This is a genomic window from Pseudomonas sp. KBS0707 (assembly GCF_005937945.2).
GTDB classification, from domain to species: Bacteria; Pseudomonadota; Gammaproteobacteria; order Pseudomonadales; family Pseudomonadaceae; genus Aquipseudomonas; species Aquipseudomonas amygdali.
This window is the reverse complement of sequence record NZ_CP041754.1, coordinates 4,800,757-4,824,203: the sequence shown is the minus strand read 5'-3', so window position 1 is coordinate 4,824,203 and position 23,447 is coordinate 4,800,757. Positions and strand designations below refer to the sequence as shown.

At 57.0% G+C, this 23,447-nt stretch carries 22 protein-coding genes and 2 pseudogenes; 15 read left to right on the top strand and 9 right to left on the bottom strand.

All coding sequences use genetic code 11. The features are described from left to right. Positions 1 to 74 precede the first annotated feature (74 nt). A complete protein-coding gene (ettA, locus tag FFH21_RS22955) occupies positions 75 to 1,766 on the top strand; it encodes an energy-dependent translational throttle protein EttA (protein ID WP_011169501.1) in 1,692 nt (563 codons plus the stop codon). Between the two features lie 66 nt (positions 1,767 to 1,832). Here ettA and FFH21_RS22950 read toward each other — a convergent pair whose 3' ends face one another. The 4 genes from FFH21_RS22950 to FFH21_RS22935 form a co-directional block, all read right to left on the bottom strand. Then, positions 1,833 to 2,330: a GreA/GreB family elongation factor gene (locus FFH21_RS22950; RefSeq protein WP_004655509.1), complete on the bottom strand. Its 498-nt coding sequence runs from the start codon at positions 2,328 to 2,330 to the stop codon at positions 1,833 to 1,835. A gap of 70 nt (positions 2,331 to 2,400) precedes the next feature. Beyond that, the gene (locus FFH21_RS22945) at positions 2,401 to 2,754 is read right to left on the bottom strand and encodes a hypothetical protein (RefSeq protein WP_004666245.1); all 354 of its coding nucleotides are present in this window, start codon (positions 2,752 to 2,754) and stop codon (positions 2,401 to 2,403) included. 135 nt (positions 2,755 to 2,889) lie between these two features. Then, complete coding sequence (locus tag FFH21_RS22940; RefSeq protein ID WP_011169500.1) at positions 2,890 to 4,743, bottom strand: DUF4105 domain-containing protein; 1,854 nt, start codon at positions 4,741 to 4,743, stop codon at positions 2,890 to 2,892. A 72-nt stretch (positions 4,744 to 4,815) separates the two neighbouring features. Next, positions 4,816 to 5,304, bottom strand: coding sequence for a DUF3015 domain-containing protein (locus FFH21_RS22935; RefSeq protein ID WP_002555221.1), 489 nt, complete (start codon positions 5,302 to 5,304; stop codon positions 4,816 to 4,818). Positions 5,305 to 5,579: 275 nt separating this feature from the next. Between FFH21_RS22935 and FFH21_RS22930 the strand changes: the two genes are divergently transcribed. The 3 genes and pseudogenes from FFH21_RS22930 to FFH21_RS22920 form a co-directional block, all read left to right on the top strand. After that, positions 5,580 to 8,015 carry a Lon protease family protein gene (locus FFH21_RS22930; RefSeq protein ID WP_041924637.1) on the top strand — a complete coding sequence of 812 codons (2,436 nt, stop codon included), beginning with the start codon at positions 5,580 to 5,582 and terminating at the stop codon, positions 8,013 to 8,015. Positions 8,016 to 8,200: 185 nt separating this feature from the next. Further along, positions 8,201 to 8,530: a hypothetical protein gene (locus FFH21_RS22925; protein WP_011169498.1), complete on the top strand. Its 330-nt coding sequence runs from the start codon at positions 8,201 to 8,203 to the stop codon at positions 8,528 to 8,530. 133 nt (positions 8,531 to 8,663) lie between these two features. Next, positions 8,664 to 8,738 (top strand): annotated as a pseudogene (locus tag FFH21_RS22920) (TIGR00645 family protein); the annotation flags it as partial. Between the two features lie 16 nt (positions 8,739 to 8,754). Here FFH21_RS22920 and FFH21_RS22915 read toward each other — a convergent pair. Further along, entirely contained in the window at positions 8,755 to 9,858 is a 1,104-nt protein-coding gene (locus tag FFH21_RS22915) for an IS5-like element ISPsy19 family transposase (protein WP_004663854.1), read from the bottom strand. Positions 9,859 to 9,895: 37 nt separating this feature from the next. On the opposite strand from FFH21_RS22915, the gene FFH21_RS22910 reads away from it, so the two are divergent. The 3 genes from FFH21_RS22910 to FFH21_RS22900 all read left to right on the top strand — a co-directional run bounded on the left by FFH21_RS22910 (position 9,896) and on the right by FFH21_RS22900 (position 11,521). Then, complete coding sequence (locus FFH21_RS22910; RefSeq protein WP_041924636.1) at positions 9,896 to 10,333, top strand: TIGR00645 family protein; 438 nt, start codon at positions 9,896 to 9,898, stop codon at positions 10,331 to 10,333. A gap of 108 nt (positions 10,334 to 10,441) precedes the next feature. Then, the gene (locus tag FFH21_RS22905; protein ID WP_005733678.1) at positions 10,442 to 10,750 is read left to right on the top strand and encodes a DUF6482 family protein; all 309 of its coding nucleotides are present in this window, start codon (positions 10,442 to 10,444) and stop codon (positions 10,748 to 10,750) included. A gap of 153 nt (positions 10,751 to 10,903) precedes the next feature. Then, a complete protein-coding gene (locus FFH21_RS22900; RefSeq protein ID WP_041924635.1) occupies positions 10,904 to 11,521 on the top strand; it encodes an FKBP-type peptidyl-prolyl cis-trans isomerase in 618 nt (205 codons plus the stop codon). Positions 11,522 to 11,600: 79 nt separating this feature from the next. On the opposite strand, the gene FFH21_RS22895 is transcribed toward FFH21_RS22900, so the two are convergent. Together FFH21_RS22895 and FFH21_RS22885 are read right to left on the bottom strand one after the other, a co-directional pair. Beyond that, positions 11,601 to 11,843 (bottom strand): hypothetical protein, encoded by a 243-nt coding sequence (locus FFH21_RS22895; RefSeq protein WP_002555214.1) that lies wholly within the window; start codon positions 11,841 to 11,843, stop codon positions 11,601 to 11,603. Positions 11,844 to 12,099: 256 nt separating this feature from the next. Further along, positions 12,100 to 13,683 carry a peptide chain release factor 3 gene (locus tag FFH21_RS22885; RefSeq protein ID WP_004655493.1) on the bottom strand — a complete coding sequence of 528 codons (1,584 nt, stop codon included), beginning with the start codon at positions 13,681 to 13,683 and terminating at the stop codon, positions 12,100 to 12,102. Positions 13,684 to 14,027: 344 nt separating this feature from the next. Between FFH21_RS22885 and FFH21_RS22875 the strand changes: the two genes are divergently transcribed. The 8 genes and pseudogenes from FFH21_RS22875 to FFH21_RS22840 all read left to right on the top strand — a co-directional run bounded on the left by FFH21_RS22875 (position 14,028) and on the right by FFH21_RS22840 (position 21,590). Then, positions 14,028 to 14,741: an ABC transporter permease gene (locus FFH21_RS22875; RefSeq protein WP_003379713.1), complete on the top strand. Its 714-nt coding sequence runs from the start codon at positions 14,028 to 14,030 to the stop codon at positions 14,739 to 14,741. A gap of 14 nt (positions 14,742 to 14,755) precedes the next feature. After that, the gene (locus tag FFH21_RS22870) at positions 14,756 to 15,649 is read left to right on the top strand and encodes a glycine betaine ABC transporter substrate-binding protein (RefSeq protein WP_004666241.1); all 894 of its coding nucleotides are present in this window, start codon (positions 14,756 to 14,758) and stop codon (positions 15,647 to 15,649) included. 13 nt (positions 15,650 to 15,662) lie between these two features. Then, the gene (locus tag FFH21_RS22865; protein WP_004661100.1) at positions 15,663 to 16,316 is read left to right on the top strand and encodes an ABC transporter permease; all 654 of its coding nucleotides are present in this window, start codon (positions 15,663 to 15,665) and stop codon (positions 16,314 to 16,316) included. Next, positions 16,313 to 17,470: a betaine/proline/choline family ABC transporter ATP-binding protein gene (locus FFH21_RS22860; protein WP_011169494.1), complete on the top strand. Its 1,158-nt coding sequence runs from the start codon at positions 16,313 to 16,315 to the stop codon at positions 17,468 to 17,470. The genes FFH21_RS22865 and FFH21_RS22860 overlap by 4 nt, the downstream gene beginning before the upstream one ends. Before the next feature lie 296 nt (positions 17,471 to 17,766). Then, positions 17,767 to 18,048: pseudogene (locus tag FFH21_RS22855) on the top strand (RHS repeat-associated core domain-containing protein); the annotation flags it as partial. A 60-nt stretch (positions 18,049 to 18,108) separates the two neighbouring features. Further along, positions 18,109 to 19,212 carry an IS5-like element ISPsy19 family transposase gene (locus tag FFH21_RS22850; protein WP_004663854.1) on the top strand — a complete coding sequence of 368 codons (1,104 nt, stop codon included), beginning with the start codon at positions 18,109 to 18,111 and terminating at the stop codon, positions 19,210 to 19,212. Further along, complete coding sequence (locus FFH21_RS22845; protein ID WP_050772278.1) at positions 19,209 to 20,141, top strand: RHS repeat-associated core domain-containing protein; 933 nt, start codon at positions 19,209 to 19,211, stop codon at positions 20,139 to 20,141. The genes FFH21_RS22850 and FFH21_RS22845 overlap by 4 nt, the downstream gene beginning before the upstream one ends. Before the next feature lie 285 nt (positions 20,142 to 20,426). Continuing rightward, positions 20,427 to 21,590, top strand: a complete 1,164-nt coding sequence (locus FFH21_RS22840) for a type III PLP-dependent enzyme (RefSeq protein ID WP_002555201.1) — start codon at positions 20,427 to 20,429, stop codon at positions 21,588 to 21,590. Positions 21,591 to 21,652: 62 nt separating this feature from the next. Here the strand turns inward: FFH21_RS22840 and FFH21_RS30670 are convergent, their stop codons facing one another. Next, entirely contained in the window at positions 21,653 to 21,874 is a 222-nt protein-coding gene (locus tag FFH21_RS30670; protein WP_011169492.1) for a hypothetical protein, read from the bottom strand. Positions 21,875 to 22,367: 493 nt separating this feature from the next. Then, positions 22,368 to 23,360, bottom strand: coding sequence for an alpha-xenorhabdolysin family binary toxin subunit B (locus FFH21_RS22830; RefSeq protein ID WP_041924633.1), 993 nt, complete (start codon positions 23,358 to 23,360; stop codon positions 22,368 to 22,370). Between the last annotated feature and the right edge of the window lie 87 nt (positions 23,361 to 23,447).

Here is a 23,447-nt window from a genome sequence, read left to right as displayed (position 1 = left end):
TTTATCTCCAGAGTTTAAGCGCCTGTCTCTACCCTCAAAGCACTGAAAATACAGGATTAAAGGCGAATCAAACCATGTCCAAAACTGACAAAGCGGGAAAAACAGGCTCTTACGTCTACACCATGCATCGGCTGAGCAAAGTTGTGCCGCCGAAGCGTGAAATCCTGAAAAACATCTCTCTGTCTTTCTTCCCCGGCGCCAAGATCGGCGTGTTGGGTCTCAACGGTTCGGGCAAGTCCACGCTGTTGAAAATCATGGCTGGCGTCGACACCGAGTTTGACGGCGAAGCACGTCCGATGCCCGAGCTTAATGTGGGTTATCTGCCGCAAGAGCCACAACTTGACCCGAACAAGACGGTCCGTGAAGTGGTTGAAGAGGCGGTCAGCGTCATCAAGGACGCCCAGGCGCGTCTTGATCAGGTTTACGCCGAATATGCCGAGCCGGACGCTGATTTCGACAAGCTGGCAGCCGAGCAGGCCAAGCTTGAAGCGATCCTGCAGGCCAGCGACGGTCATAACCTGGAACGCCAGCTGGAAGTAGCCGCCGACGCACTGCGTCTGCCCGCCTGGGATGCGAAGGTTTCGGTCCTGTCAGGTGGTGAAAAACGCCGTGTTGCGCTGTGCCGCCTGTTGCTCTCGGCACCGGACATGCTGCTGCTCGACGAACCGACCAACCACCTGGATGCCGACTCTGTCGCCTGGCTGGAGCATTTCCTGCACGACTTCCCGGGCACCGTGGTTGCGATCACGCACGACCGTTACTTCCTGGATAACGTAGCCGGCTGGATTCTGGAACTCGACCGCGGTGCGGGTATTCCTTACGAGGGTAATTATTCCGGCTGGCTTGAAGCCAAGTCCGACCGTCTGGCTCAGGAATCCAAGCAACAGACCGCCCACGAAAAGGCCATGAAAGACGAGCTGGAATGGGTCCGCAAGGGCGCCAAGGCGCGTCAGTCCAAATCCAAGGCGCGTCTGCAACGCTTCGAAGAAATGCAGTCGCAGGAATTCCAGAAGCGCAGCGAGACCAACGAGATCTATATCCCGGCCGGTCCGCGTCTGGGCGACAAGGTTATCGAGTTCAAGAATGTTACCAAGGGCTACGGCGACCGTGTGTTGATCGACAACCTGTCGTTCTCCATGCCTAAAGGCGCCATCGTTGGCGTGATCGGCGGTAACGGTGCCGGTAAATCGACCCTGTTCCGTATGCTGATGGGCAAGGAACAGCCGGATTCGGGCAGCATCGAAGTCGGTGAGACCGTGCAACTGGCCTGCGTGGACCAGAGCCGTGATGACCTGGACGGCAGCAAGTCGGTATTCCAGGCGGTATCCGACGGTTCCGATGTGATCCGTATCGGCAACTATGAGATCCCGTCGCGCACCTACGTTGGCCGCTTCAACTTCAAGGGTGGCGATCAGCAGAAGTTCGTCAAGGACCTGTCTGGTGGTGAGCGTGGCCGTCTGCATCTGGCGCTGACCCTGAAAGAGGGCGGCAACGTGCTGCTGCTCGACGAACCGTCAAACGACCTTGACGTTGAAACCCTTCGTTCGCTGGAGGAAGCGCTGCTGGACTTCCCGGGCGCCGCCATTGTGATCTCCCACGATCGGTGGTTCCTTGACCGTGTGGCGACGCATATCCTGGCGTACGAAGACGATTCGCAAGCGATCTTCTTCGAGGGTAACTACACCGAGTATGAAGCGGATCGCAAGAAACGTCTGGGCGAAGCCGCTGCCCAGCCGCATCGTGTGCGTCACAAGAAGCTGGCCTGATCAGCGTTTAGGCACGCGCCGTTCCTGATCGGGAACGGCGCTGCCGTTATTGTTCATCAGTACGCTTTAAGCATCCGGCTCGATCAGCAGTATTTCAATCGACTGATTTCCCGCCGGCCGCTCCCACACCACTTCATCGCCTTTCTGCGCACCGATCAATGCACGTCCCAGTGGCGAGCCCCAGTTGATCAGCCCTTTGGCGGCATCCGCCTGATCCTCCCCGACCAGATGCACGCGCTGGCGGTTGTCTTCTTCATCCGCGAACGTGACCCAACTGCCAATTTGTACTTTTTCGGTCGACACGGCCGTCGTCACAACCTGCGCGCTCTGCAGGCGCTGGGTGTAGTAACGCAGATCGCGTTCAAGGTCAGCCTGGCGCTGTTTATCGGCGGCGTCTCCCAACGCAGTTTGCGCACTGTGCTGCGCCTGCAGGCTGCTGACGTGCTTCTTGAGCAACTTCAGGCCCTCGGCGGTGACGTAATTGGTCTGTGCGCTGACCAGCCGCTCTACCGGTTGCTCGGCATCGGCGGCAGCGTTGTCTTCGTTTACAAATGCGCGGCTCATGAGGTGTCCTCCCTAATGAGCTTTGGGCCACAAGAGGGCATCATTGGTTTCGTCGATCTTCCCGCGTGCGTCAGTTTGGGTGATAGGCCTTGGCTGCACTGCGGGTCTTTTCCCGCTCCCAGGCACGATCACGATCGTTGAAGACCTGGCCGGGGTCGAGTCGGTCGCGGTTATCCTGCGAGGCCTGACACTGGCGAAAACCGTCAGTCCAGCCTTGGGCGTAGAGCTTGTCCTTCAGATAGCGGGGTACGTTTTTTCTGAATTGACCGGTGCTGGCACCTGCTGCGTCCCTGCCACTGCTGCAACCATCCTGATAACCGTCTGCAAAACCCGGCGGATAACCCTCGGCCAACATCTGGTCACGGGTGGACTGACAACCTGCCAGCACGATGGCCAGCGACAACAACACCCAATACCGCTTCATGGTGGTTCCCTCTACTTATGAGAGGAGTCTAGAAGGTAATTTGTGAGTTATTTGTAAAAGCGATGTAGGGAATAAGTGATGGCAGCGTGCTTTTATTTTGAGGCAGCGCCGCCCGCAGTTTTTGCACTTATCCTGTCAGTAGTGATACCACTTCACCTCAAGCATCACTTCGTTCTGCGGCGAGCTCATCTGGCTGAACTCGCGTTGGGCACTCAGGCGCAAACCGAGATTGCGCGACAGCTCCCACTGCTGATTGAGGCTGACGCGGCGGCGTACTTCGCCGTTGGTGAAGTAGTCGCCCTTGGCTTCCAGGCTCAGGTTGCCCAGCGGGTTGCGCCACAGTAAGCCAGTGTTGAAACCAGCAGCGGGAGAGATGAATTCGGCGAAGTCGTTGTTGTGCTCGACGCGCACGGTGCCCAGCGCAAAGCCCAGCACTTCGTCGCCCAATTGCCAGGTACCGCCGCCACCACCGTTGACGTGGCTGACAAGGTTTTCATCGCCATGTTTGCCGAGTACCCGTTCCAGCCCGCCGGTGACTTGCCATGACCAGGGTTTCAGCAGCTCGGTACGCGGGGTCAGGGAGCGAATGGTGGCCAGGTCCAACTGCTGAACTTGCCAGTCGTTACCTTCGTATTGGCGCACCTTGAGCTGAAGAATCTCGATCTGCGCACCCAGCGGAAAGCCGTAAGCGTTGTCGTTCAGGTCGTGATAGGCCATGCGCAGGCCATATTCGGCGAACGCTTTGTCACCGCGTGTGCCCGCACCCAGTTGCCAGGTACGTGATTCGTGGCCTTCTTCCGGCAGGCCGGGGCGCGGGATGTCCAGCTGTGGCGGCGGGTTCTGATTGATCGCCTGCAGCAACTCGAAACTGCGTTGCGAGCGCTGCGTGTCGCGTTCAAGCCCGTTGGCGCGGTAGCGCTCCAGACGGTAGGCCGCGTCCTGAATCAACGCGCGTCGTTCTTTCGGCTGGGCGAGGTACTCGCTGTTGTGCAGTTGTTTCTGATCGGCGCTGACTTTCAGCACCCACTGTTGTTCGTCGGCATCAAGGGGCTCGGCGCGGCTCAGCAATTCCCGCTCGCGAGAAGGGCGATAGTCGATCTTTTCAACCAGCACTGCGGCCTTGATCGCCTTGACCGTATCGGTCGGGATCGCAGTCAGGCCGAATTGCTCGGTGAGATTCAGCCCGGGACGTGCGACCTGCAGCAATTCCAGCAGACGGTACGAGCAGTTTTCGTCGAAGAAGAAATAGCTGAAGCGAATCTGTTTCAATTCCCAGACATGTTCAACCATGCGCCCGGTTTCTTCCGGGGTAAGGTTCAGACGGTATTCCCACAGGTCACGGTTTTCCAGGCTGCGGTATTCCGAGAGCTTTTCCTGATAGGGCACCAGTGCGAACAAGCCCGGATAGCCGCCAGCCAAGCCTTTCCAGGCATACAGAATGCTGTTGTCCATGCCTTCGATGTAGGCACCGAAGTTGATCGCATAGCTGAGTAACGTGGTGCTGTTGGTTTTCGCGCTGGCCGGATCGATGCGCAGTAACGTGTGGCCGAACATCGATGAGGGGCTGTTGAGGTACGCGGCCGGAAAAATCAGCACGGTGCTGTCCGGAGCCACATCCTTGTACCAGGCCTTGAACTCCTTGCAGTCCGGCGTGGGCAGGTCAGTCAGTTGCAACTGGTCGCGCAGCCAGCGGGTGCGTGCCGGGTACACGCACTGGGCGTGGGTCTGTTCGTTGGTTACGGGGGCGTATATGGCGTCAAGTGTCGCGCTCAGTTCCGCCTTCGGGTCGTGTGCACCGTCCGCAGCGAGAAAGAATTTCGGGTCTGTCACATAGCTGCGCCAACCGCCGAGCTTGCCTGCCTCGTAGTGACCCAGTGAAATCCAGAATGGCTCATTGGCCAATTGCTGCAAACGGTCCGTGGTAGCATGAGGTGCCGCAGACAAGGGGGCACAGACAAACAGCGCCAGCGAGACAAGACGTTTGAGCATAGAGGGCAACTAGTCAAGAGAAGTCAGGAAAGGTGATCCCGCCTTTTGCGATGAAAAGGCGGGCGAACGACTTTAAGCCTGGGTAGCGTACTTGGCCAGAGTCGGATCGTTTTTCAGAACGTTGACGGTGTTGGTGTGAACGTCTTCAGCGGTGGCGTCGGCCTTGCTGAAAATTTGCGAGAAGTGCTCGTGAGTGACCGCAGCGAAGTGCTCACGATCTTCTGGTGCAACGCCCAATACCACAGCGTAGGTAGTCAGTGCTTCGCCCTGACCCATCGCCATGTCCTTGGAAAGTTCATCCATCATGCCGTTCATGGCAAGCCAGGATTTACCGCCGTAAGTCAGTGCGCCGTTGGTCGAGCAGCCGTTGGTACCGGAGGTCATGCCGAAGGTGGCGTTACCCGAGGTGCCGTTGGTGGTTGAGGCCAGGAAATGAGCTGGAGTGCCGCGTTGACCTTCAAACAGCATGTTGCCCCAGCCGCAGTCCGGACCGCCTGGCGCTTGAGCCATAGCGTTGATGGATACAGCGGCGAAGAGCGTTCCAAGAAGAATCCGTTTCATAGCTTTTTCTCTTTTTAGTTCAGCCAAGGGTCGAGTTTCTTGAGTAGTCACATCAAGACAGACGGCCAACCAGCAACCACCTGTGCAGTTTGGAGCTTAGGCGGGTTCCAAGGGTTCCGTGAGCTATTACAGATTATTGCCGAAAATAGAAATTTTCCGGACAGCGGGCTACGGCTTTAAGGCTGTAAGTGCCTTTCGGTTTTTCCTGCCTTGCAAGTCTTGTACGGCGAGCGCCAGAATGCCGACATCTGCCCCGCCTGATGTAAGGATTACTGATGCCCGATTCTGTCGCAGCCAACCTACGCCTGGCGCCACATGCGCTGACCCGTCCGTTTTCCGCTGAGCAGTTCAGCTTTTCGACCACTAACGAGCTTGAACCGTTTCGCGGTGTACTAGGCCAGGAGCGTGCTGTAGAGGCCTTGCAGTTCGGCGTTGCCATGCCGCGCCCCGGTTACAACGTATTTGTCATGGGCGAACCGGGTACTGGCCGCTTTTCGTTCGTCAAACGCTACCTCAAGGCCGAAGGCAAGCGGATGAAGACGCCTTCGGACTGGGTTTACGTCAATAATTTCGATGAGCCCCGCGAGCCCAAGGCGCTGGAACTGCCACCAGGCACTGCGCATGAATTCACGGCCGACATCGGTGGCCTGATCGATAACCTGTTGGTGACCTTTCCGGCGGTTTTCGAGCACCCGTCCTATCAGCAGAAGAAAAGCTCGATCGACCGTGCGTTCAATCAGCGCTACGACCGCGCACTGGATGTGATCGAGCGCCTGTCGCTGGAAAAGGACATCGCGCTGTATCGCGACAGCTCCAACATCGCCTTCACGCCGATGGCCGATGGCAAGGCGCTGGACGAGGCCGAGTTTTCGCAGTTGCCCGAGGCTGATCGCGAGCGTTTTCACGAAGATATCTCCGCCCTTGAGGAGCGCCTCAACGAAGAGCTGGCCAGCCTGCCGCAGTGGAAGCGTGAGTCGAACAACCAGCTTCGTCAGTTGAACGAAGAAACCATCACGCTGACCTTGCAGCCACTGTTGGCACCGCTCTCGGAAAAATACGCCGAGAACGGCGCGGTCTGTGCGTACCTTCAAGCGATGCAGGTGTACCTGCTCAAGACCTTGGTCGAGCAACTGGTCGACGATGCCAAGACCGACGCTCAGGCACGCAAGTTACTGGAAGAGCAGTACAGCCCGAGCCTGGTGGTCGGCAATACCCGCGACGGCGGCGCGCCGGTGGTTTTCGAGCAGCATCCTACGTATGACAACCTGTTCGGGCGTATCGAATACAGCACTGATCAGGGCGCGCTGTACACCACGTATCGCCAGTTGCGGCCCGGTGCGCTGCATCGCGCCAATGGCGGCTTTCTGATTCTGGAAGCCGAAAAAATGCTCGGCGAGCCGTTCGTCTGGGACGCGCTGAAGCGCACCCTGCAGTCGCGCAAGCTGAAGATGGAATCACCGCTGGGCGAGCTGGGGCGCGTGGCAACCGTGAGCCTGACGCCGCAGGTTATTCCGTGGAACGTCAAGATCATCATCATTGGTTCGCGCTCGCTGTATTACACCCTGCAAGACCTCGATCCTGACTTTCAGGAGATGTTTCGGGTACTGGTCGATTTCGACGAAGAAATTCCGATGGTCGATGAAACGCTCGAGCAATTCGCTCAGTTGCTGAAAACCCGAACGTCAGAAGAGGGCATGGCACCTTTGACCGCCGATGCGGTGGCGCGACTGGCAACCTACAGCGCTCGACTGGCTGAACACCAGGGGCGTTTGTCGGCGCGTATCGGCGATCTGTTCCAGTTGGTCAGCGAGGCAGACTTCATCCGCCAGCTGGCCAGTGACGACAAGACCGACGCCGGGCATATCGAGCGAGCGTTGAAGGCCAAGGCCACGCGCACCGGGCGGGTTTCCGCGCGGATTCTCGATGACATGATGGCGGGTGTGATCCTTATCGACACTGACGGTGCCGCGGTCGGCAAATGCAATGGCCTGACGGTTCTGGAGGTCGGTGATTCGGCGTTTGGCGTGCCTGCGCGTATTTCCGCCACGGTCTATCCGGGTGGCAGCGGGATTGTCGACATCGAGCGCGAGGTCAATCTTGGCCAGCCGATCCACTCCAAGGGCGTGATGATTCTCACCGGCTACCTGGGTAGCCGTTACGCTCAGGAATTCCCGCTGGCGATATCCGCGAGTATTGCGCTAGAGCAATCCTATGGTTACGTGGACGGCGACAGTGCCTCGCTGGGAGAGGCCTGTACGCTGATTTCAGCGTTGTCGCGCACACCGCTCAAGCAGTGCTTCGCAATCACCGGTTCCATCAACCAGTTCGGCGAAGTGCAGGCGGTGGGCGGGGTCAACGAGAAAATCGAAGGCTTCTTCCGTCTTTGTGAGGCTCGCGGGCTGACGGGCGAGCAGGGCGCTATCATTCCGCACGCCAACGTCACCACGCTGATGCTGGATGAGCGTGTGGTACAGGCCGTGCGTGACGGGCAATTCCATATCTATGCGGTACGTCAGGCCGATGAGGCCCTGAGCCTGCTGGTCGGCGAGCCTGCCGGTGCGCCTGACGAGAATGGCGAGTTTCCGGAAGGCAGCGTGAATGCACGTGTGGTCGAGCGCTTGCGCGACATCGCGGAAATGCTCAGCGACGAAGACCTCAAGGAAGAGCTGGAGAAGGAGCCAGCCCAGTTACAACCTGAACTGAAGGTCTGACAACGGCGCTAGCCGGGCGGTGCTGAAACCGTCCGGTATCGCGTTCACCAGCGATCCGTTCATCAGGGATATTTCCTGCGGGACGGTTTTCTTCTAATCTTGCTCATGACCGCAGTGGCCAATCGGATTGGCGCACATCCTGCTTTGCCAGACGGATGAATACTGTTGCTGATCAGGAGCGCATCATGCAGCGTAGCCTTTGCCTTACCCGAGAATGCATGGGGCTGATGACCCGCATCGAATGTGTCATTCGGCCTCTTCCCCACGATGGTGGACAATGGATGGTGCTCTTCGCAGCCGGCATGGCTGAAGAACAGCCCTCCGCGATCAAATCCCAAGGACCGTTCAACGGCCTGCCAGCGGCGCAGGCGGTACTGACGAGCATTATCGAGAGCCTGTCGCTGCATGGTTATCAATGCGCCGATGATGTACCGATATGGACCTTGCATATTCAAGCCGAACTGCGACGTATCAACAGTGGCATGGTGGTGTGTGAGCGCTCATCGCTTTTCTAGCCAGTCTGCGCTACGCATGCCGGTCTCCTGACAGTGCATATATGCGCGCTGTGCGATATTTTGTCGCATCTCCAGAGCAGCGCGTTACCGCTGATATACTCGCCCGCTCCTTCAAAACACCTTGCGAGTATCAATGGAACGTTTTTTTGAAAATGCCATGTACGCATCGCGCTGGCTGCTGGCGCCGATCTATTTCGGTCTTTCCCTTGAGGGTGTAGACAAAATCATGTAGTGAGTCGGCGCGCGAGTATTCGAGCCTCGGCCAACCAAACCCATGCCTCGCTTACCGCAAAAAGGCGATCATGATGCATGATCAGTCGCCGAGCTCTCTCATTCCAGGCATGAGTTCGCTCCACTACCCATCGCTTGGGCATGACCACAAATCCAGTCTGAACAGGCTCCACGGAAAATAGATCGCCTTGTTCAGAGTGCCATTGCCCTGTTCTTCTGTTATTCGGGCCACGGATCACTTGAACATCGATAGCGTGCAGTTGATGGGTGCGCTGTGCCCATTTTCCTGCGTACGCACTATCAACAAAAAGCGTGCTCAGTGACGGATATTTTTCCTTCGAGTACGCCACCGCATCATCCGCCGCGTCACGATCCTGCACGCTTGCAGCACTGATACTGACAGCCAGCAGCAGGCCCAATGTATCGACAATCAGACTTCGTTTACGCCCCTTCACTTTTTTGCCTGCGTCGTAGCCGCTGTCACCGCCTTGAGGAGAACTGCGGGTCGACTGTGAATCCAGGATCGCTGCTGACGGGCTGTCAGCGCGTTCTTCCCGCTCACGCCATTGAGCTCGCAAGCGATCATGCATTTGCTCGAACTTGCCTTGAGCGCTCCACCGGCGGAACGTTTTGTAGACATTGTCCCAATGAGGAAAATCGCGGGGTAGCATTCGCCATGAGCACCCCGTGCGTACGACATAGCAACAGGCTTCCAGCAACGTGCGCCGAGAGTGAAGCGGTGGCACTCCTCGTCCGCCCTGGCTTTCAAACAGGTCGGCGACCAGTGCCCACTCGGTATCTGTCAAGCAACTCGGATATAGCTGCTCCGGCAGTTGGCGGCGGTGGGTTTCATTGTAGCCATAGGCTTTATTAGGTTCAGGTGACTGAAAACTTCCCTTGGCCCGCTGCTTTACACGCGTAATCCCTGCCATTTTCAACGCTTTTGCAAAGGTGTCGGGATGCGCAGTGATACCGGTTTCGGCGAAGAATACGAGCGCCAATTCGGCCTGGCTGGAATAGGGCTGTGCATGAGCGAGTTTCACCAGCACGGGATAGTGCTCGGCGGCAATCGAGCGAGGACGTCCGGTTTTAGGCATGGCTTGAGGGCTATTCAGACAAGGGAGTGAAAGTTTAATTTATTTTGTCTACACCCTCCTTGGGCTGCTGGCGTTGTGTCTGAAATTCTTCCAGGAAATCTTTCACGTCATCCCCAACATTTTCTCGCTGGCCGAAGCTGATCTGATTCTGGTGCTGCTGTCGCTGATCGACATGGCGCTGGTGGGTGGTTTGCTGGTGATGGTGATGATTTCCGGTTACGAGAACTTCGTATCGCAGCTGGACATCGATGAGGACAAGGAAAAGCTCAACTGGCTGGGCACCATGGATTCGTCTTCGCTGAAGATGAAAGTGGCGGCCTCCATCGTGTCAATCTCCTCCATACACCTGCTGCGGGTGTTCATGGATGCCACCAACATCAAGCCTGAATACCTGATGTGGTACGTGATTATCCACATGACCTTCGTGATATCCGCGTTTGCGATGGGCTATCTGGACAAGGTCACCAAGCACTAAGGCGACGCGCGATGAAAGGGGCGGGCGTTATCGTTTCTGGCATGTCGGCGCTGTGTGTTGTAAAACGTCCGTTCCGATGCATCAGGCATTTGCGCAGGAGGTTCGATCATGAATTATCAGGAATTTATCGAGCACGCCCAGGCCGGGCGGGTCGATGAGCTGAACCTGATCTCCATCGAAGGCGGCATCTATCTGCTGGATGTGCGCATGAATGGCACTTCGGTGATGCTCAAGGACCCGGCAGGCAAGACCCTGCATCTTCGCTCGGTGGAGCATGCGCGGGATTTGCTCAAGGACATACCAGTGGTGCCTTTTTACCTGGTCCATTGTGTGGTCCATGACGAGCTGTGCGGCATGCCGGTCAATGACCGCTCTGAAATGCGCCTGCCGATCTCGTTTCATTCCTCCTGGTCCTGATCGCCAGCCGCGTATTGCTGCTGCGGTAGGGGCTGTAGCGGCAATTGTGCTAGGCTGCTCGCCCTTTTGGTTCGGGGCGCATCAGGGTATAGCGTGATTGCCGTTCAGGTATTGCGTGATTGCCGACTGCGTGCCCCTCTGCGGAGCAGTGTCATGTCCGAAGTCAATCTGTCCACCGATGAAACCCGCGTCAGCTACGGCATTGGCCGTCAGTTGGGCGACCAGTTGCGCGACAATCCGCCACCGGGTGTCGACCTGGAAGCCATCGTGGCAGGCCTGCGTGATGCATTTGGCGGTCAGCCAAGCCGTGTGGGTCAGGAAGAAATGTCCGCCAGCTTCAAGGTTATCCGTGAAATCATGCAGGCCGAAGCGGCCGCCAAGGCTGAACAGGCTGTGGGTGCCGGCAAGGCTTACCTGGCTGAAAATGCCAAGCGCGAAGGCGTGACCACGCTGGCCTCAGGTCTGCAATTCGAAGTGCTGACCGCTGGCGCTGGCGCCAAGCCAACCCGTGAAGATCAGGTGCGCGTGCACTATCACGGTACGCTGATCGACGGTAACGTCTTCGACAGCTCCTATGATCGTGGCGAGCCTGCGGAATTTCCGGTCAGCGGCGTGATTGCTGGCTGGACCGAGGCGCTGCAACTGATGAACGCTGGCAGCAAATGGCGTCTGCACGTACCGAGCGAGCTGGCTTACGGCGCTCAGGGCGTGGGCAGCATCGCACCGCACAGCGTGCTGGTGTTCGACGTGGAACTGCTCGACGTTCTGTAATCGACCCGGTCGATCCAGAGGGTCGCTGAACGAATCGCGCTGATTCGTTCAGCGGCGGGGTTGTGCTGATGCTCCATGCTCAGTGCAACTCACCCATCGGGCGCAACGCCCGCGCATAGCAGAACAGAAACAGGTTTCTCACCAGCTCCTTAAGCACCAATGGTTCGCTGGAACTCAAGCTGCACACATCCAGATCGCCCTGATCACGTAACTCCTCCAGCGCCTCCTCTTCCAGCACCGCACACACTTCGCCCGTCTCGCGATGAAGAATTCTCAGGTAAGGGTGGGGCCGGTCCAGCCATGCATCGATCAAATAGGTCATGTCTCATCTCCTGTGCAAGTAAGATGAGAATAATTCTTATCGGTATAATAGCAAGGCACTATTGAGATTAATTCTCATTTTGCGCTGAATGGTTGATCCAGGTCAGTGGATGTTCAGGAAGGGTTGGACGCAGAGCGTCCAGAACGGCATGCGACGCAGAGCGTCGCACGATAGTCGCCATTGAGCTTATCGTTCCTCACGCTCCAGCGTGGGAATGCCGTTCCCGACGCTCTGCGTCGCACGATAGTCTGGATTATCAATGGTGCTCGCGGGTGGCGCGGAATTTCACGTCGGGCCAGCGTTCTTCCATCAGTGCCAGGTTCACGCGGGTAGGGGCGAGGTAGGTCAGGTGACCGCCGCCGTCCACTGCCAGGTTTTCCACAGCCTTGTTCTCAAACTCTTCAAGCTTCTTCTTGTCGGCGCAGTCGATCCAGCGGGCTGACCAGACGGTGATCGGCTCGTAGGCGCACTCGACCTTGTATTCTTCCTTCAGACGGCTGGCGACCACATCGAACTGCAGCACCCCGACGGCGCCGAGGATGATGTCGTTGCTGCGCTGCGGGAAGAACACCTGCGTGGCGCCTTCTTCGGCCAGCTGCTGAAGGCCCTGACGCAGTTGCTTGGATTTGAGCGGGTCCTTCAGGCGCACGCGGCGGAACAGCTCCGGTGCGAAGTGCGGAATACCGGTGAAGCCCAGCGCTTCGCCTTCGGTGAAAGTATCGCCAATCTGGATGGTGCCGTGGTTGTGCAAACCGATGATGTCACCGGCATAGGCTTCTTCCAGTTGCTCGCGCTCGGAAGAGAAGAACGTCAGCGCATCACCGATCCGCACGTCCTTGCCCAGGCGCACGTGGCGCATTTTCATGCCCTTGTCGTAACGGCCGGAGCAGATACGCATGAACGCGATGCGGTCGCGGTGCTTGGGGTCCATGTTCGCCTGGATCTTGAACACGAAACCGCTGAATTTCTCTTCGGCCGGTTCGACGGTGCGCTCGTTGGCCACGCGTGCCAGTGGCTTGGGAGCCCAGTTCACCACGGCATCGAGTACATGGTCGACGCCGAAGTTGCCCAGCGCGGTGCCGAAAAACACCGGGGTCAATTGGCCGTCGATGAATTCCTGCTGGTTGAATTCGTGGCAGGCACCCTGCACCAGCTCCAGTTGCTCGACGAAGCGCTCGTATTCATCGCCCAGGTGAGCGCGGGCTTCGTCCGAATCGAGCTTCTCGATGATTTTGGTTTCGGTACGCTCGTGGCCGTGACCTGCGGTGTAGACAATGATGTAGTCGTCGGCCAGGTGGTAGACACCCTTGAAGTCCCGGTAGCAACCAATCGGCCAGGTGATCGGCGCAGCCTTGATCTTGAGTACGGCTTCGATTTCATCAAGCAGCTCGATAGGGTCGCGGATGTCGCGGTCGAGCTTGTTGATGAAACTGACGATAGGCGTGTCGCGCAGGCGGCAGACATCCATCAGCGCGATGGTGCGTGGCTCTACGCCTTTACCGCCGTCGAGGACCATCAAGGCCGAGTCGACTGCCGTCAGGGTGCGGTAGGTGTCTTCGGAGAAGTCTTCGTGACCCGGTGTGTCGAGCAGGTTGATCATGTGCTCGCGATACGGAAACTGCATCACGGATGTGGTGATGGAAATACCGCGTTGTTTCTCCATTTCCATCCAGTCGGATGTGGCATGACGGTCGGATTTACGCGACTTGACCGTACCGGCGATAGAAATGGCCTTGCCCATCAGCAGGAGTTTTTCCGTGATGGTGGTTTTACCCGCATCCGGGTGGGAAATAATGGCGAAAGTGCGGCGTTTCGCGACTTCGGCGGCCTGTTGGGTCATGGGAAATCGCCTGAGACGGTATTGAAAAAGGGCGCAGATTATAGCTCAACTCGCGGCAATAACCGAACCGTTCAGACAATAAACGATGGCCAGATAATGTCTCGTGTGGGAACCTTTCAGGTCGTGGAGACGTCCACTCCCCCGTCAAGGCTCGCAACGAAGCCAACGCAAGGGGCTGATTCATCAGCATGTTGGCTTGACGAAGCTGCGCTTATGGCTTGTGTTTTCGCCGAGGTTAAACCCTTACCGGCGACCCACCCGCTGCTCTTCGCGAACGTTATTGCCGGTGTCCTTTGCGGACGCCCTGGTCAACGCGTTCGCCGACTGAAATAAGGAGTCCGCCTGTGGCTAATCGCTATGGCAAGGGGCTATTGGGAGGTGCGGTTGTGATCGCACTCCTGGCCCTGCTGATCCACTGGATCGGCATCAGTACTATCAAGCAATACCAGGATGACCTGCTGTTCTACCTTCAGGCTCACCTGATTCTGGTTCTGGTTTCAATGTTGGCGGCCCTGGTGGTCGGTATCCCCGCAGGCATCGCCCTAAGCCGCCCGAGCATGGTTGGCCGCGCCGAACGTTTCATGCAGATATTCAACATTGGCAACACCGTTCCTCCTCTCGCCGTTCTGGCCATTGCCCTCGGGATACTCGGGATCGGCAGCGGGCCTGCGATCTTCGCGCTGTTCCTCGCCTCTTTGCTGCCCATCGTGCGTAACACCTATGAAGGCCTGAAAAACGTTCAGGGTTCACTCAAGGAAGCCGCTGTCGGTATCGGCATGACGCCGCGTCAGGTGTTGTGGCGTGTCGAGTTGCCGAACGCCGTGCCGATCATCATCGGTGGTGTGCGTGTTGCGCTGGCGATCAACGTGGGTACGGCGCCTCTGGCATTTCTTATCGGTGCGAACAGCCTCGGTAGCCTGATTTTCCCTGGCATCGCCTTGAACAACCAGCCGCAGCTGGTGCTGGGTGCCGCGTGTACCGCTTTGCTGGCGCTGCTGCTTGACGGGCTGGTGACACTGGCCAGTCGTCTCTGGCTGGAACGCGGTCTGGCTCGTTGAGCGAAGGAATTATCATGAAAAGAATATGCTTGTTTTTAGGCTTTGCCTTGCTGTTTCCGGCATTTGCCCAGGCAGCGGAAAAGCCGTTGTTGCGCGTCGGCGCTCGTGTGTTCACCGAGCAAACCATCCTGTCTGAACTCACTGCGCAATACCTGCGTACAAAGGGTTATGACGTTCAAGTCACCGGCGGCCTGGGCAGCAGCCTGGCGCGTAGCGCGCAGGAAAGTGCTCAACTGGATCTGATCTGGGAGTACACCGGCGTATCGCTGGTGAATTACAACCACGTTGATGAAAAGCTCGACAGCGAACAAACCTACGCTCGGGTGAAAGAACTCGACGCGAAAAAAGGCTTGGTCTGGCTTTCCCCGTCGAAATTCAGCAACACCTATGCCTTGGCGTTGCCGCAGAAAGTCGCTGACAAGTACCCACAGGTCAACACGATGACCGACCTGACCAAAGTCCTCAAAGACGAAGCCAAAGAGGGGCATCTCGTAGCGCTGGACACTGAGTTCGCCAACCGTTCCGACGGTCTGCTCGGCATGGTCAAGCATTACGACATGAATCTCGGTCGTGAGAACACCCGCCAGATGGACGCGGGGCTGGTTTACACCGCGCTACGGAACGGCCAGGTGTTTGCGGGCCTGGTGTACACCACTGACGGTCGCTTGAACGCCTTCAAGCTCAAGGTGCTGGAAGACGACAAACGTTACTTCCCGGACTACACCGCCGCGCCGGTGATCCGTCAGGATTACTTGGACAAGCACCCGGATATTGCCCCGTTGCTCAAGCCTTTGGCTGATCTGCTGGACACCCAGACCATGATCGACCTCAACGCCCGCATCGATGTTGGTCACGAGAGTCCATCCAAAGTTGCCGCAGATTTCCTGCGTCAGCACCCACTTAACTAAGGACGGAGACGACATGAGTTTTTTTAACGTTTTCTCCCAGATCGACTGGGCTCAGGTGCTGCATCTGACCACGCAGCACATCACCCTGGTCGGCATTGCCGTGACCCTGGCCATTCTGGTCGGCGTCCCGCTGGGCGTACTGATGACCCGTTTTCCGGCACTTGCCGGCCCGCTGCAAGCCAGCGCCACAGTGCTGCTGACTGTACCGTCGATTGCCCTGTTCGGCCTGTTGCTGCCGTTCTACTCCAAATTCGGCCAGGGCCTTGGCCCGATGCCGGCGATTACCGCAGTGTTTCTCTATTCGCTGCTGCCGATCATGCGTAACACCTACCTGGCCCTGACTGGCGTAGAACCGGGTATCCGCGAGGCCGCCAAAGGCATCGGCATGACCTTCGGCCAGCGCCTGCGCATGGTTGAACTGCCTATCGCCGTACCCGTAATCCTCGCCGGTGTGCGCACCGCCGTGGTGATGAATATCGGTGTCATGACCATCGCCGCGACCATCGGTGCCGGTGGTCTGGGTGTACTCATTCTCGCTTCAATCAGCCGCAGCGATATGTCGATGCTGATCGTCGGCGCGGTACTGGTCAGCATTCTGGCCATCATCGCCGACCTTCTCCTGCAATGGCTGCAACGCACGCTGACTCCAAAAGGATTACTGAAATGATCGAACTCCAGAGCCTCTCCAAGACTTTCCAGAGCAACGGCAAAGAAGTGAAGGCTGTCGATTCGGTCAGCCTCACGGTCAACGAAGGCGAAATCTGCGTCTTCCTTGGCCCTTCGGGCTGCGGCAAGAGCACCACGCTGAAAATGATCAACCGCCTGATCATGCCGACCTCCGGCAAAGTGCTGATCAATGGTGAAGACACCACTGATCTGGACGAAGTGACCCTGCGTCGCAACATTGGCTATGTGATTCAGCAGATCGGTCTGTTCCCGAACATGACCATCGAAGAGAACATCGTGGTCGTGCCCAAGCTGCTCGGCTGGGACAAACAGCGTTGCCATGACCGTGCTCGCGAACTGATGAGCATGATCAAGCTGGAGCCCAAGCAGTACCTGCATCGCTACCCGCGTGAACTGTCAGGTGGTCAGCAGCAGCGTATCGGCGTGATCCGTGCCCTGGCAGCCGACGCGCCCTTGCTGTTGATGGACGAACCGTTCGGTGCGGTCGACCCGATCAACCGCGAGATGATCCAGAACGAGTTCTTCGAGATGCAGCGCGCGCTGAACAAGACCGTGATCATGGTCAGCCACGACATTGATGAAGCCATCAAGCTGGGCGACAAGATCGCCATCTTCCGTGGCGGTAAACTGCTGCAGATCGATCACCCGGACACCTTGCTCGCACATCCGGCTGACGACTTCGTCAGCAGCTTCGTCGGCCAGGACAGCACCCTCAAGCGCCTGCTGCTGGTCAAGGCCGAAGATGCAGCCGACAACGCGCCATCGGTCAGCCCGGAAACCCCGGTGGCCGATGCGCTGGACGTGATGGACGAAAATGACCGTCGCTACATCGTTGTCACCGACAGCGAGAACAAGGCAATGGGCTACGTACGTCGCCGTGACCTGCATCGCCAGCAGGGCACGTGCGCGCAGTTCCTGCGTGAGTTCAACGCAACCGCCGCTTACGACGAGCACTTGCGCATCCTGCTGTCGCGCATGTACGAGTTCAACCGCGCCTGGCTACCGGTGCTGGATGCCGAGAACGTGTTCCTGGGTGAAGTGACGCAGGAGTCCATTGCGGCTTACCTGAGTTCGGGCCGTTCGCGTGGGATGAAGACCAGTATTGTTTCGCCTGCGGATCAGGTTGCTTCCTGATTTTTGGCATTACCGCCAGTCTTCGTGACTGGCGGTAGCCGTTGCCACCCGTTTCTCCACGTTGCAGTGGCCGTCTTCATCAAATTTCTTGCTACTGATCCTGCCTCCCCGTTTGTTCAAGCTGGAAGGGCACGCCTTACCGTCAGTGATCCCGGATGAATGGAGGTCGTTGACGTAAAGTTCGTGCTGCTCTCGCTGCGTTTCTGCCTGTGCAGGCTACTGGCATTTCTGTCAGTAGCACTTTGGGCAGCGGTTGATTTAGTTTCTTCTGACCGAAGCGCAGCGAGGTACTGATGATGAACGAGCTTTGTCGATACAGGTATGACCCTTTGGATCGCCTTGCGAGTCTGACTCCTCTGGCTCAAGCGATGAGGCAGCGGTTCTATGGCGGCCAACAGTTGACAACCGAAGTGCTTGATGGCGAGCAGCGCACACTTTTTCGCGTGAGAGGAATGCCTCTGGCGCAGCAGACCCTTGCCAATGGAAACCGCATTGTTGTTTTGGATGCTGCAGATCAGCAACAAAATGTATTGCATGCGGGCAGTGTCGAGCAGAGAACGGCTATTGCCTACACACCTTAGAGGGTGTAGACAAAATAAATTAAACTTTCACTCCCTTGTCTGAATAGCCCTCAAGCCATGCCTAAAACCGGACGTCCTCGCTCGATTGCCGCCGAGCACTATCCCGTGCTGGTGAAACTCGCTCATGCACAGCCCTATTCCAGCCAGGCCGAATTGGCGCTCGTATTCTTCGCCGAAACCGGTATCACTGCGCATCCCGACACCTTTGCAAAAGCGTTGAAAATGGCAGGGATTACGCGTGTAAAGCAGCGGGCCAAGGGAAGTTTTCAGTCACCTGAACCTAATAAAGCCTATGGCTACAATGAAACCCACCGCCGCCAACTGCCGGAGCAGCTATATCCGAGTTGCTTGACAGATACCGAGTGGGCACTGGTCGCCGACCTGTTTGAAAGCCAGGGCGGACGAGGAGTGCCACCGCTTCACTCTCGGCGCACGTTGCTGGAAGCCTGTTGCTATGTCGTACGCACGGGGTGCTCATGGCGAATGCTACCCCGCGATTTTCCTCATTGGGACAATGTCTACAAAACGTTCCGCCGGTGGAGCGCTCAAGGCAAGTTCGAGCAAATGCATGATCGCTTGCGAGCTCAATGGCGTGAGCGGGAAGAACGCGCTGACAGCCCGTCAGCAGCGATCCTGGATTCACAGTCGACCCGCAGTTCTCCTCAAGGCGGTGACAGCGGCTACGACGCAGGCAAAAAAGTGAAGGGGCGTAAACGAAGTCTGATTGTCGATACATTGGGCCTGCTGCTGGCTGTCAGTATCAGTGCTGCAAGCGTGCAGGATCGTGACGCGGCGGATGATGCGGTGGCGTACTCGAAGGAAAAATATCCGTCACTGAGCACGCTTTTTGTTGATAGTGCGTACGCAGGAAAATGGGCACAGCGCACCCATCAACTGCACGCTATCGATGTTCAAGTGATCCGTGGCCCGAATAACAGAAGAACAGGGCAATGGCACTCTGAACAAGGCGATCTATTTTCCGTGGAGCCTGTTCAGACTGGATTTGTGGTCATGCCCAAGCGATGGGTAGTGGAGCGAACTCATGCCTGGAATGAGAGAGCTCGGCGACTGATCATGCATCATGATCGCCTTTTTGCGGTAAGCGAGGCATGGGTTTGGTTGGCCGAGGCTCGAATACTCGCGCGCCGACTCACTACATGATTTTGTCTACACCCTCTTATGGTTACAGTGAAAAAGCTGCGAGGAACCCAGAGGTACCGGGCTTCAATGTAGAGCAGATTGACACAGTTACCGGTCACTACCTGCTTGGCAACGGTTACCGGGCCTACAATCCGGTCTTGATGCGCTTCAACAGCCCCGATAGCTTCAGCCCTTTTGGCGAAGGCGGGCTTAATGCCTATGGCTATTGTGCGGGTGATCCGGTGAACCGGAGCGACCCTGGCGGGCATATTTTTCGCGCTATTGGCACACTATTCCAAGGGGTATCAAGGAATATGCGGCTGATGATAGACGCTGCGGAACAATGGTTACGCGGTTCCAGAGGGCGCGGATTGCCTGCGATCAAAAATAAGCCGTTCGAGGGCATTTTTCGCAAACCAGAGGCCGTTCTTGCCGACATGCCGCCGCACATAAAAGAAATGATTGCGGGTAATTTGTCTGGTCTTGATGCCGCAAGTCTGGCACGCACTTCCAAGGACTTCGAAAGCGTGGTGATGGCTGCATCAGCGCGTAAGTTCAATGCACTGAATATCCCCGACCTGGCTTTTCAACCGTGGTTGAAGAAGCTCGACGAAATCCATCACGGTGAGGTGACGGGTATTGTGCCGATGTTCCTAAGTCGCCAAGGTATTCCGTTTTCCTATGTGCAGGCCAATCTGATAAGAGAGCCTCGATTACAATTGCAGCTCGGTCGACTCTTGCGCCTGCAATCGCCCGTTCGGATAACCCACTATCAAACGTCCGCCATGGGTGCTGACGCTGAGGCTCTGGTTCATGAGCAGCGACTTTATATGATGCATAACAGACGTCCAGATTGGCTTTTTGATTTCTCAACGGATCCTTGCCAACCGGACGCGTTTGTCGGTTTATCAGACACTGAGGAACATCTGCCTGTCATGCAGGTCGGTTAAACAGGTCCTTGGGAAGGCAACTCAAGCGCTCTGTGCAAAAACGCGACATTTTTTGTTGATATCCGGCCCCTCAGGTCCTAAAGTTCGCGCCGAACGTCCATGCTGGAAACGATCCATCCGGCTCAAGTACTGACGACGAGACAGCAAGGCCAGGAAGGCAGCCCTTCAGGGCCTTTTTGCTTTCGGCGACATGCCTTGGGAAGTAGGCGAACCAAAGTGGGGATACGGAGGGCGTTCATTTGCACCCATTTACCAATACCGCTTGCCATCAGGAGTTCCAGCAGCATGTCGATCAATGTCGAAGACTACTATTCAGCCGAAACCTTCAAGAAAATGAAGGCGTTCGCTGACAAGCAAGAAACTCCGTTCGTGGTCATTGATACCGCCATCATCAGTAAAGCCTACGACGACCTGCGTGCGGGCTTCGAGTTTGCCAAGGTCTATTACGCTGTCAAAGCCAACCCGGCCGTCGAAGTCATCAATCTGCTCAAGGACAAGGGTTCCAGTTTCGACATCGCGTCGATCTACGAGCTGGACAAGGTCATGAGCTGTGGCGTTGGTCCGGAGCGCATCAGCTACGGCAACACCATCAAGAAATCCAAGGACATTCGCTACTTCTACGAGAAGGGCGTGCGTCTGTTCGCAACCGACTCGGAAGCGGATCTGCGCAACATTGCCAAGGCTGCGCCGGGTGCGAAAGTCTACGTGCGTATTCTGACCGAAGGCTCGACCACCGCCGACTGGCCGCTGTCGCGCAAGTTCGGCTGCCAGACCGACATGGCCATGGACCTGCTGATTCTTGCCCGTGATCTGGGTCTGGTGCCTTACGGCATCTCGTTCCACGTCGGCTCGCAGCAGCGCGACATCAGCGTCTGGGATGCTGCCATCGCCAAGGTCAAAGTGATCTTCGAGCGTCTGAAAGAAGAAGACGGCATCGTTCTCAAGCTGATCAACATGGGTGGCGGCTTCCCGGCCAACTACATCACCCGCACCAACAGCCTGGAAACCTACGCTGAAGAGATCATCCGCTTCCTGAAGGAAGACTTCGGCGATGACCTGCCGGAAATCATTCTCGAGCCAGGCCGTTCGTTGATCTCCAATGCCGGTATTCTGGTCAGCGAAGTCGTGCTTGTCGCGCGCAAGTCGCGCACCGCTGTCGAGCGCTGGGTGTACACCGATGTGGGTAAATTCTCCGGCCTGATCGAAACCATGGACGAAGCTATCAAGTTTCCGATCTGGACCGAGAAGAAGGGCGAAATGGAAGAAGTGGTCATTGCCGGTCCGACCTGCGACAGCGCCGACATCATGTACGAGAACTACAAGTACGGTCTGCCACTCAACCTGGCCATCGGTGACCGTATGTACTGGTTGTCGACCGGTGCCTACACCACCAGCTACAGCGCAGTGGAATTCAACGGCTTTCCGCCGCTGAAATCGTTCTATCTGTAAGCGCTGTCCTGATATGAAAACCCGCGAGTGATCGCGGGTTTTTTTTGCGTTTCATCCAGGGTTCAGACAGCCAGGTCCTGTCCAGTGTCGAACGCTTCTGAAAGACGCTGAATTTCCCGCACGTTGACCAGTAGCAGTCCCGACTCCAGGCGGCAACGCAAAGGTGTTCCAGCTTTACGTACTCTGATAATGCCGCCTGCACAGGCCCAGAGCAGTGCCCACATTCGCGACAGGTAGGCGCTCAGATTACTGGCGGCGGTGTAGGCGCGGATGTACCACCCCAACGCTCTGTACGCATAACCTTGTGCACGAAACAGTCGCTCTTGAGCGTCGATCGCATCCTGCGGAGCCCCTCAGGTGCATGGCCAGCTTCTGGTGCTGCGTTGTTGCACTTCCGGAAAACTGTGTGAGTTCTGCCGTCATGGCGTCGAGTCGTCTATGCATCGCCATCAGCGTGGGCAGAAGCGTCGACCAGCCAGATCAATCCCTGTTGGCCCTTTCAAGCACATTGTGTAGCTCGGGAATGGGATAGGAGCTACGTCTTGCCAACGGTACCTGATCAAGATGGACCTTGAACGAGCGGGTCAATGCCGGAAGCCTCTGCAAGACCTGCAGGTAAGTGGTGAGGTCCTTGAAGTCGCTTCGGTACAAGAGTTGTCCTGTCATGCTGGCCCTCGAGAATTGATAGCTGTTTGGCTGCCGCCTAACGGCAGGTGCATAAACGCATGTTGCAAGGGCGTACAGGTCATTACCCTTGCAACGTGGGCTTCGGTGGCGTCAGCGAATGCGGTTCAAGTATCCGATCAACTGTTGGCCCGAGTTGATCAGGCGCATGCTGCGTTGCTTGCCATCGGATGCGCTTGTGGTGTTGACGACCAGAAAGCTGTCCAGAGTGTTTTTGATTTTCTGGTATTGCTCGACATAAGCGGCACGCTGCTCGTCAAAAGCGTTGAAGCATTCAATCAGCTCAATGCGCTGTGCGAGCGCCATTTTTTCCTTGTCCATGCCTGCCAGTTGCTGGGACAGGGCATTGATGCGCTCGCGAAAACCATCACGGCGTTTGATCATCGCGATGAGGTTGATTCCCGCCTCACCCTTTTCCAGGGTCGCCTTCATTTGCTCGAGCGCCAGCATGATCACTGCGAGTTCAGGGGGCTGCATTCCCAGGCTGAGCACCTTGTCTGCAGTGATCAACGTGTCCTTGGCAATACTCGTCGCGCCCTTGCTTTCCAGGGCGTCAATAGCGGTGCTCAGCACTTGACGCTCTTCGTTCAACTTCGCCAGGGTGGTGTGTAAAACGTCGAGTCTGGTGCCTGCGTTTGCCATGTCACCTTGCAGACTCTGCCCAAACTCAGCGGTCTGCTGTCGATCAATACCTTGTGTCATGCCACTCAGAGCACTGGCCAGTTGCTGGGCTATGGCAGTGGCATTGTTCACGAGGCGCTGACACTGAACGTCGATATCTTTCAGCTCTTCGGCATTGATGGGAGTGGCGGAGGGTTGAACGTACTGCCTCAGCAGGGCGGTCTTCGACTCGATATCGATGATCAGCCGTTCAGTCTGTTCTCCGAGGTACTGTTGTTCAGTGACAGCCAGGATGTTCAGGCGTGTGAGCTTTTCATAAAGGTTGGGCAGGTAGTGGGTCTTGGCAAACAGAAGGTCTGCCGTTACCAGACTGTTACGCATGAGGTGAAGACTGCGAGTCATGATGTCGCGGTCGGGTATTTGACCAGCGAAGGCTGTGTCATTGGGCGTGAACGTATTTTTCATTGTCGAGTTATCCATAAATCCGTTTATATTCTTCATCCGCTTCCTTAAACACATTAAGCAAGGCGTCCGAGTCGACTTCGATGGTCT

Bases quoted from the DNA above. Each gene is read 5' to 3' on its own strand.
- ettA (WP_011169501.1), top strand. From the start codon at position 75: ATGTCCAAAACTGACAAAGCGGGAAAAACAGGCTCTTACGTCTACACC.
- FFH21_RS22950 (WP_004655509.1), bottom strand. From the start codon at position 2,330: ATGAGCCGCGCATTTGTAAACGAAGACAACGCTGCCGCCGATGCCGAG.
- FFH21_RS22945 (WP_004666245.1), bottom strand. From the start codon at position 2,754: ATGAAGCGGTATTGGGTGTTGTTGTCGCTGGCCATCGTGCTGGCAGGT.
- FFH21_RS22940 (WP_011169500.1), bottom strand. From the start codon at position 4,743: ATGCTCAAACGTCTTGTCTCGCTGGCGCTGTTTGTCTGTGCCCCCTTG.
- FFH21_RS22935 (WP_002555221.1), bottom strand. From the start codon at position 5,304: ATGAAACGGATTCTTCTTGGAACGCTCTTCGCCGCTGTATCCATCAAC.
- FFH21_RS22930 (WP_041924637.1), top strand. From the start codon at position 5,580: ATGCCCGATTCTGTCGCAGCCAACCTACGCCTGGCGCCACATGCGCTG.
- FFH21_RS22925 (WP_011169498.1), top strand. From the start codon at position 8,201: ATGCAGCGTAGCCTTTGCCTTACCCGAGAATGCATGGGGCTGATGACC.
- FFH21_RS22915 (WP_004663854.1), bottom strand. From the start codon at position 9,858: ATGCCTAAAACCGGACGTCCTCGCTCGATTGCCGCCGAGCACTATCCC.
- FFH21_RS22905 (WP_005733678.1), top strand. From the start codon at position 10,442: ATGAATTATCAGGAATTTATCGAGCACGCCCAGGCCGGGCGGGTCGAT.
- FFH21_RS22900 (WP_041924635.1), top strand. From the start codon at position 10,904: ATGTCCGAAGTCAATCTGTCCACCGATGAAACCCGCGTCAGCTACGGC.
- FFH21_RS22895 (WP_002555214.1), bottom strand. From the start codon at position 11,843: ATGACCTATTTGATCGATGCATGGCTGGACCGGCCCCACCCTTACCTG.
- FFH21_RS22885 (WP_004655493.1), bottom strand. From the start codon at position 13,683: ATGACCCAACAGGCCGCCGAAGTCGCGAAACGCCGCACTTTCGCCATT.
- FFH21_RS22870 (WP_004666241.1), top strand. From the start codon at position 14,756: ATGAAAAGAATATGCTTGTTTTTAGGCTTTGCCTTGCTGTTTCCGGCA.
- FFH21_RS22865 (WP_004661100.1), top strand. From the start codon at position 15,663: ATGAGTTTTTTTAACGTTTTCTCCCAGATCGACTGGGCTCAGGTGCTG.
- FFH21_RS22860 (WP_011169494.1), top strand. From the start codon at position 16,313: ATGATCGAACTCCAGAGCCTCTCCAAGACTTTCCAGAGCAACGGCAAA.
- FFH21_RS22850 (WP_004663854.1), top strand. From the start codon at position 18,109: ATGCCTAAAACCGGACGTCCTCGCTCGATTGCCGCCGAGCACTATCCC.
- FFH21_RS22845 (WP_050772278.1), top strand. From the start codon at position 19,209: ATGATTTTGTCTACACCCTCTTATGGTTACAGTGAAAAAGCTGCGAGG.
- FFH21_RS22840 (WP_002555201.1), top strand. From the start codon at position 20,427: ATGTCGATCAATGTCGAAGACTACTATTCAGCCGAAACCTTCAAGAAA.
- FFH21_RS22830 (WP_041924633.1), bottom strand. From the start codon at position 23,360: ATGAAAAATACGTTCACGCCCAATGACACAGCCTTCGCTGGTCAAATA.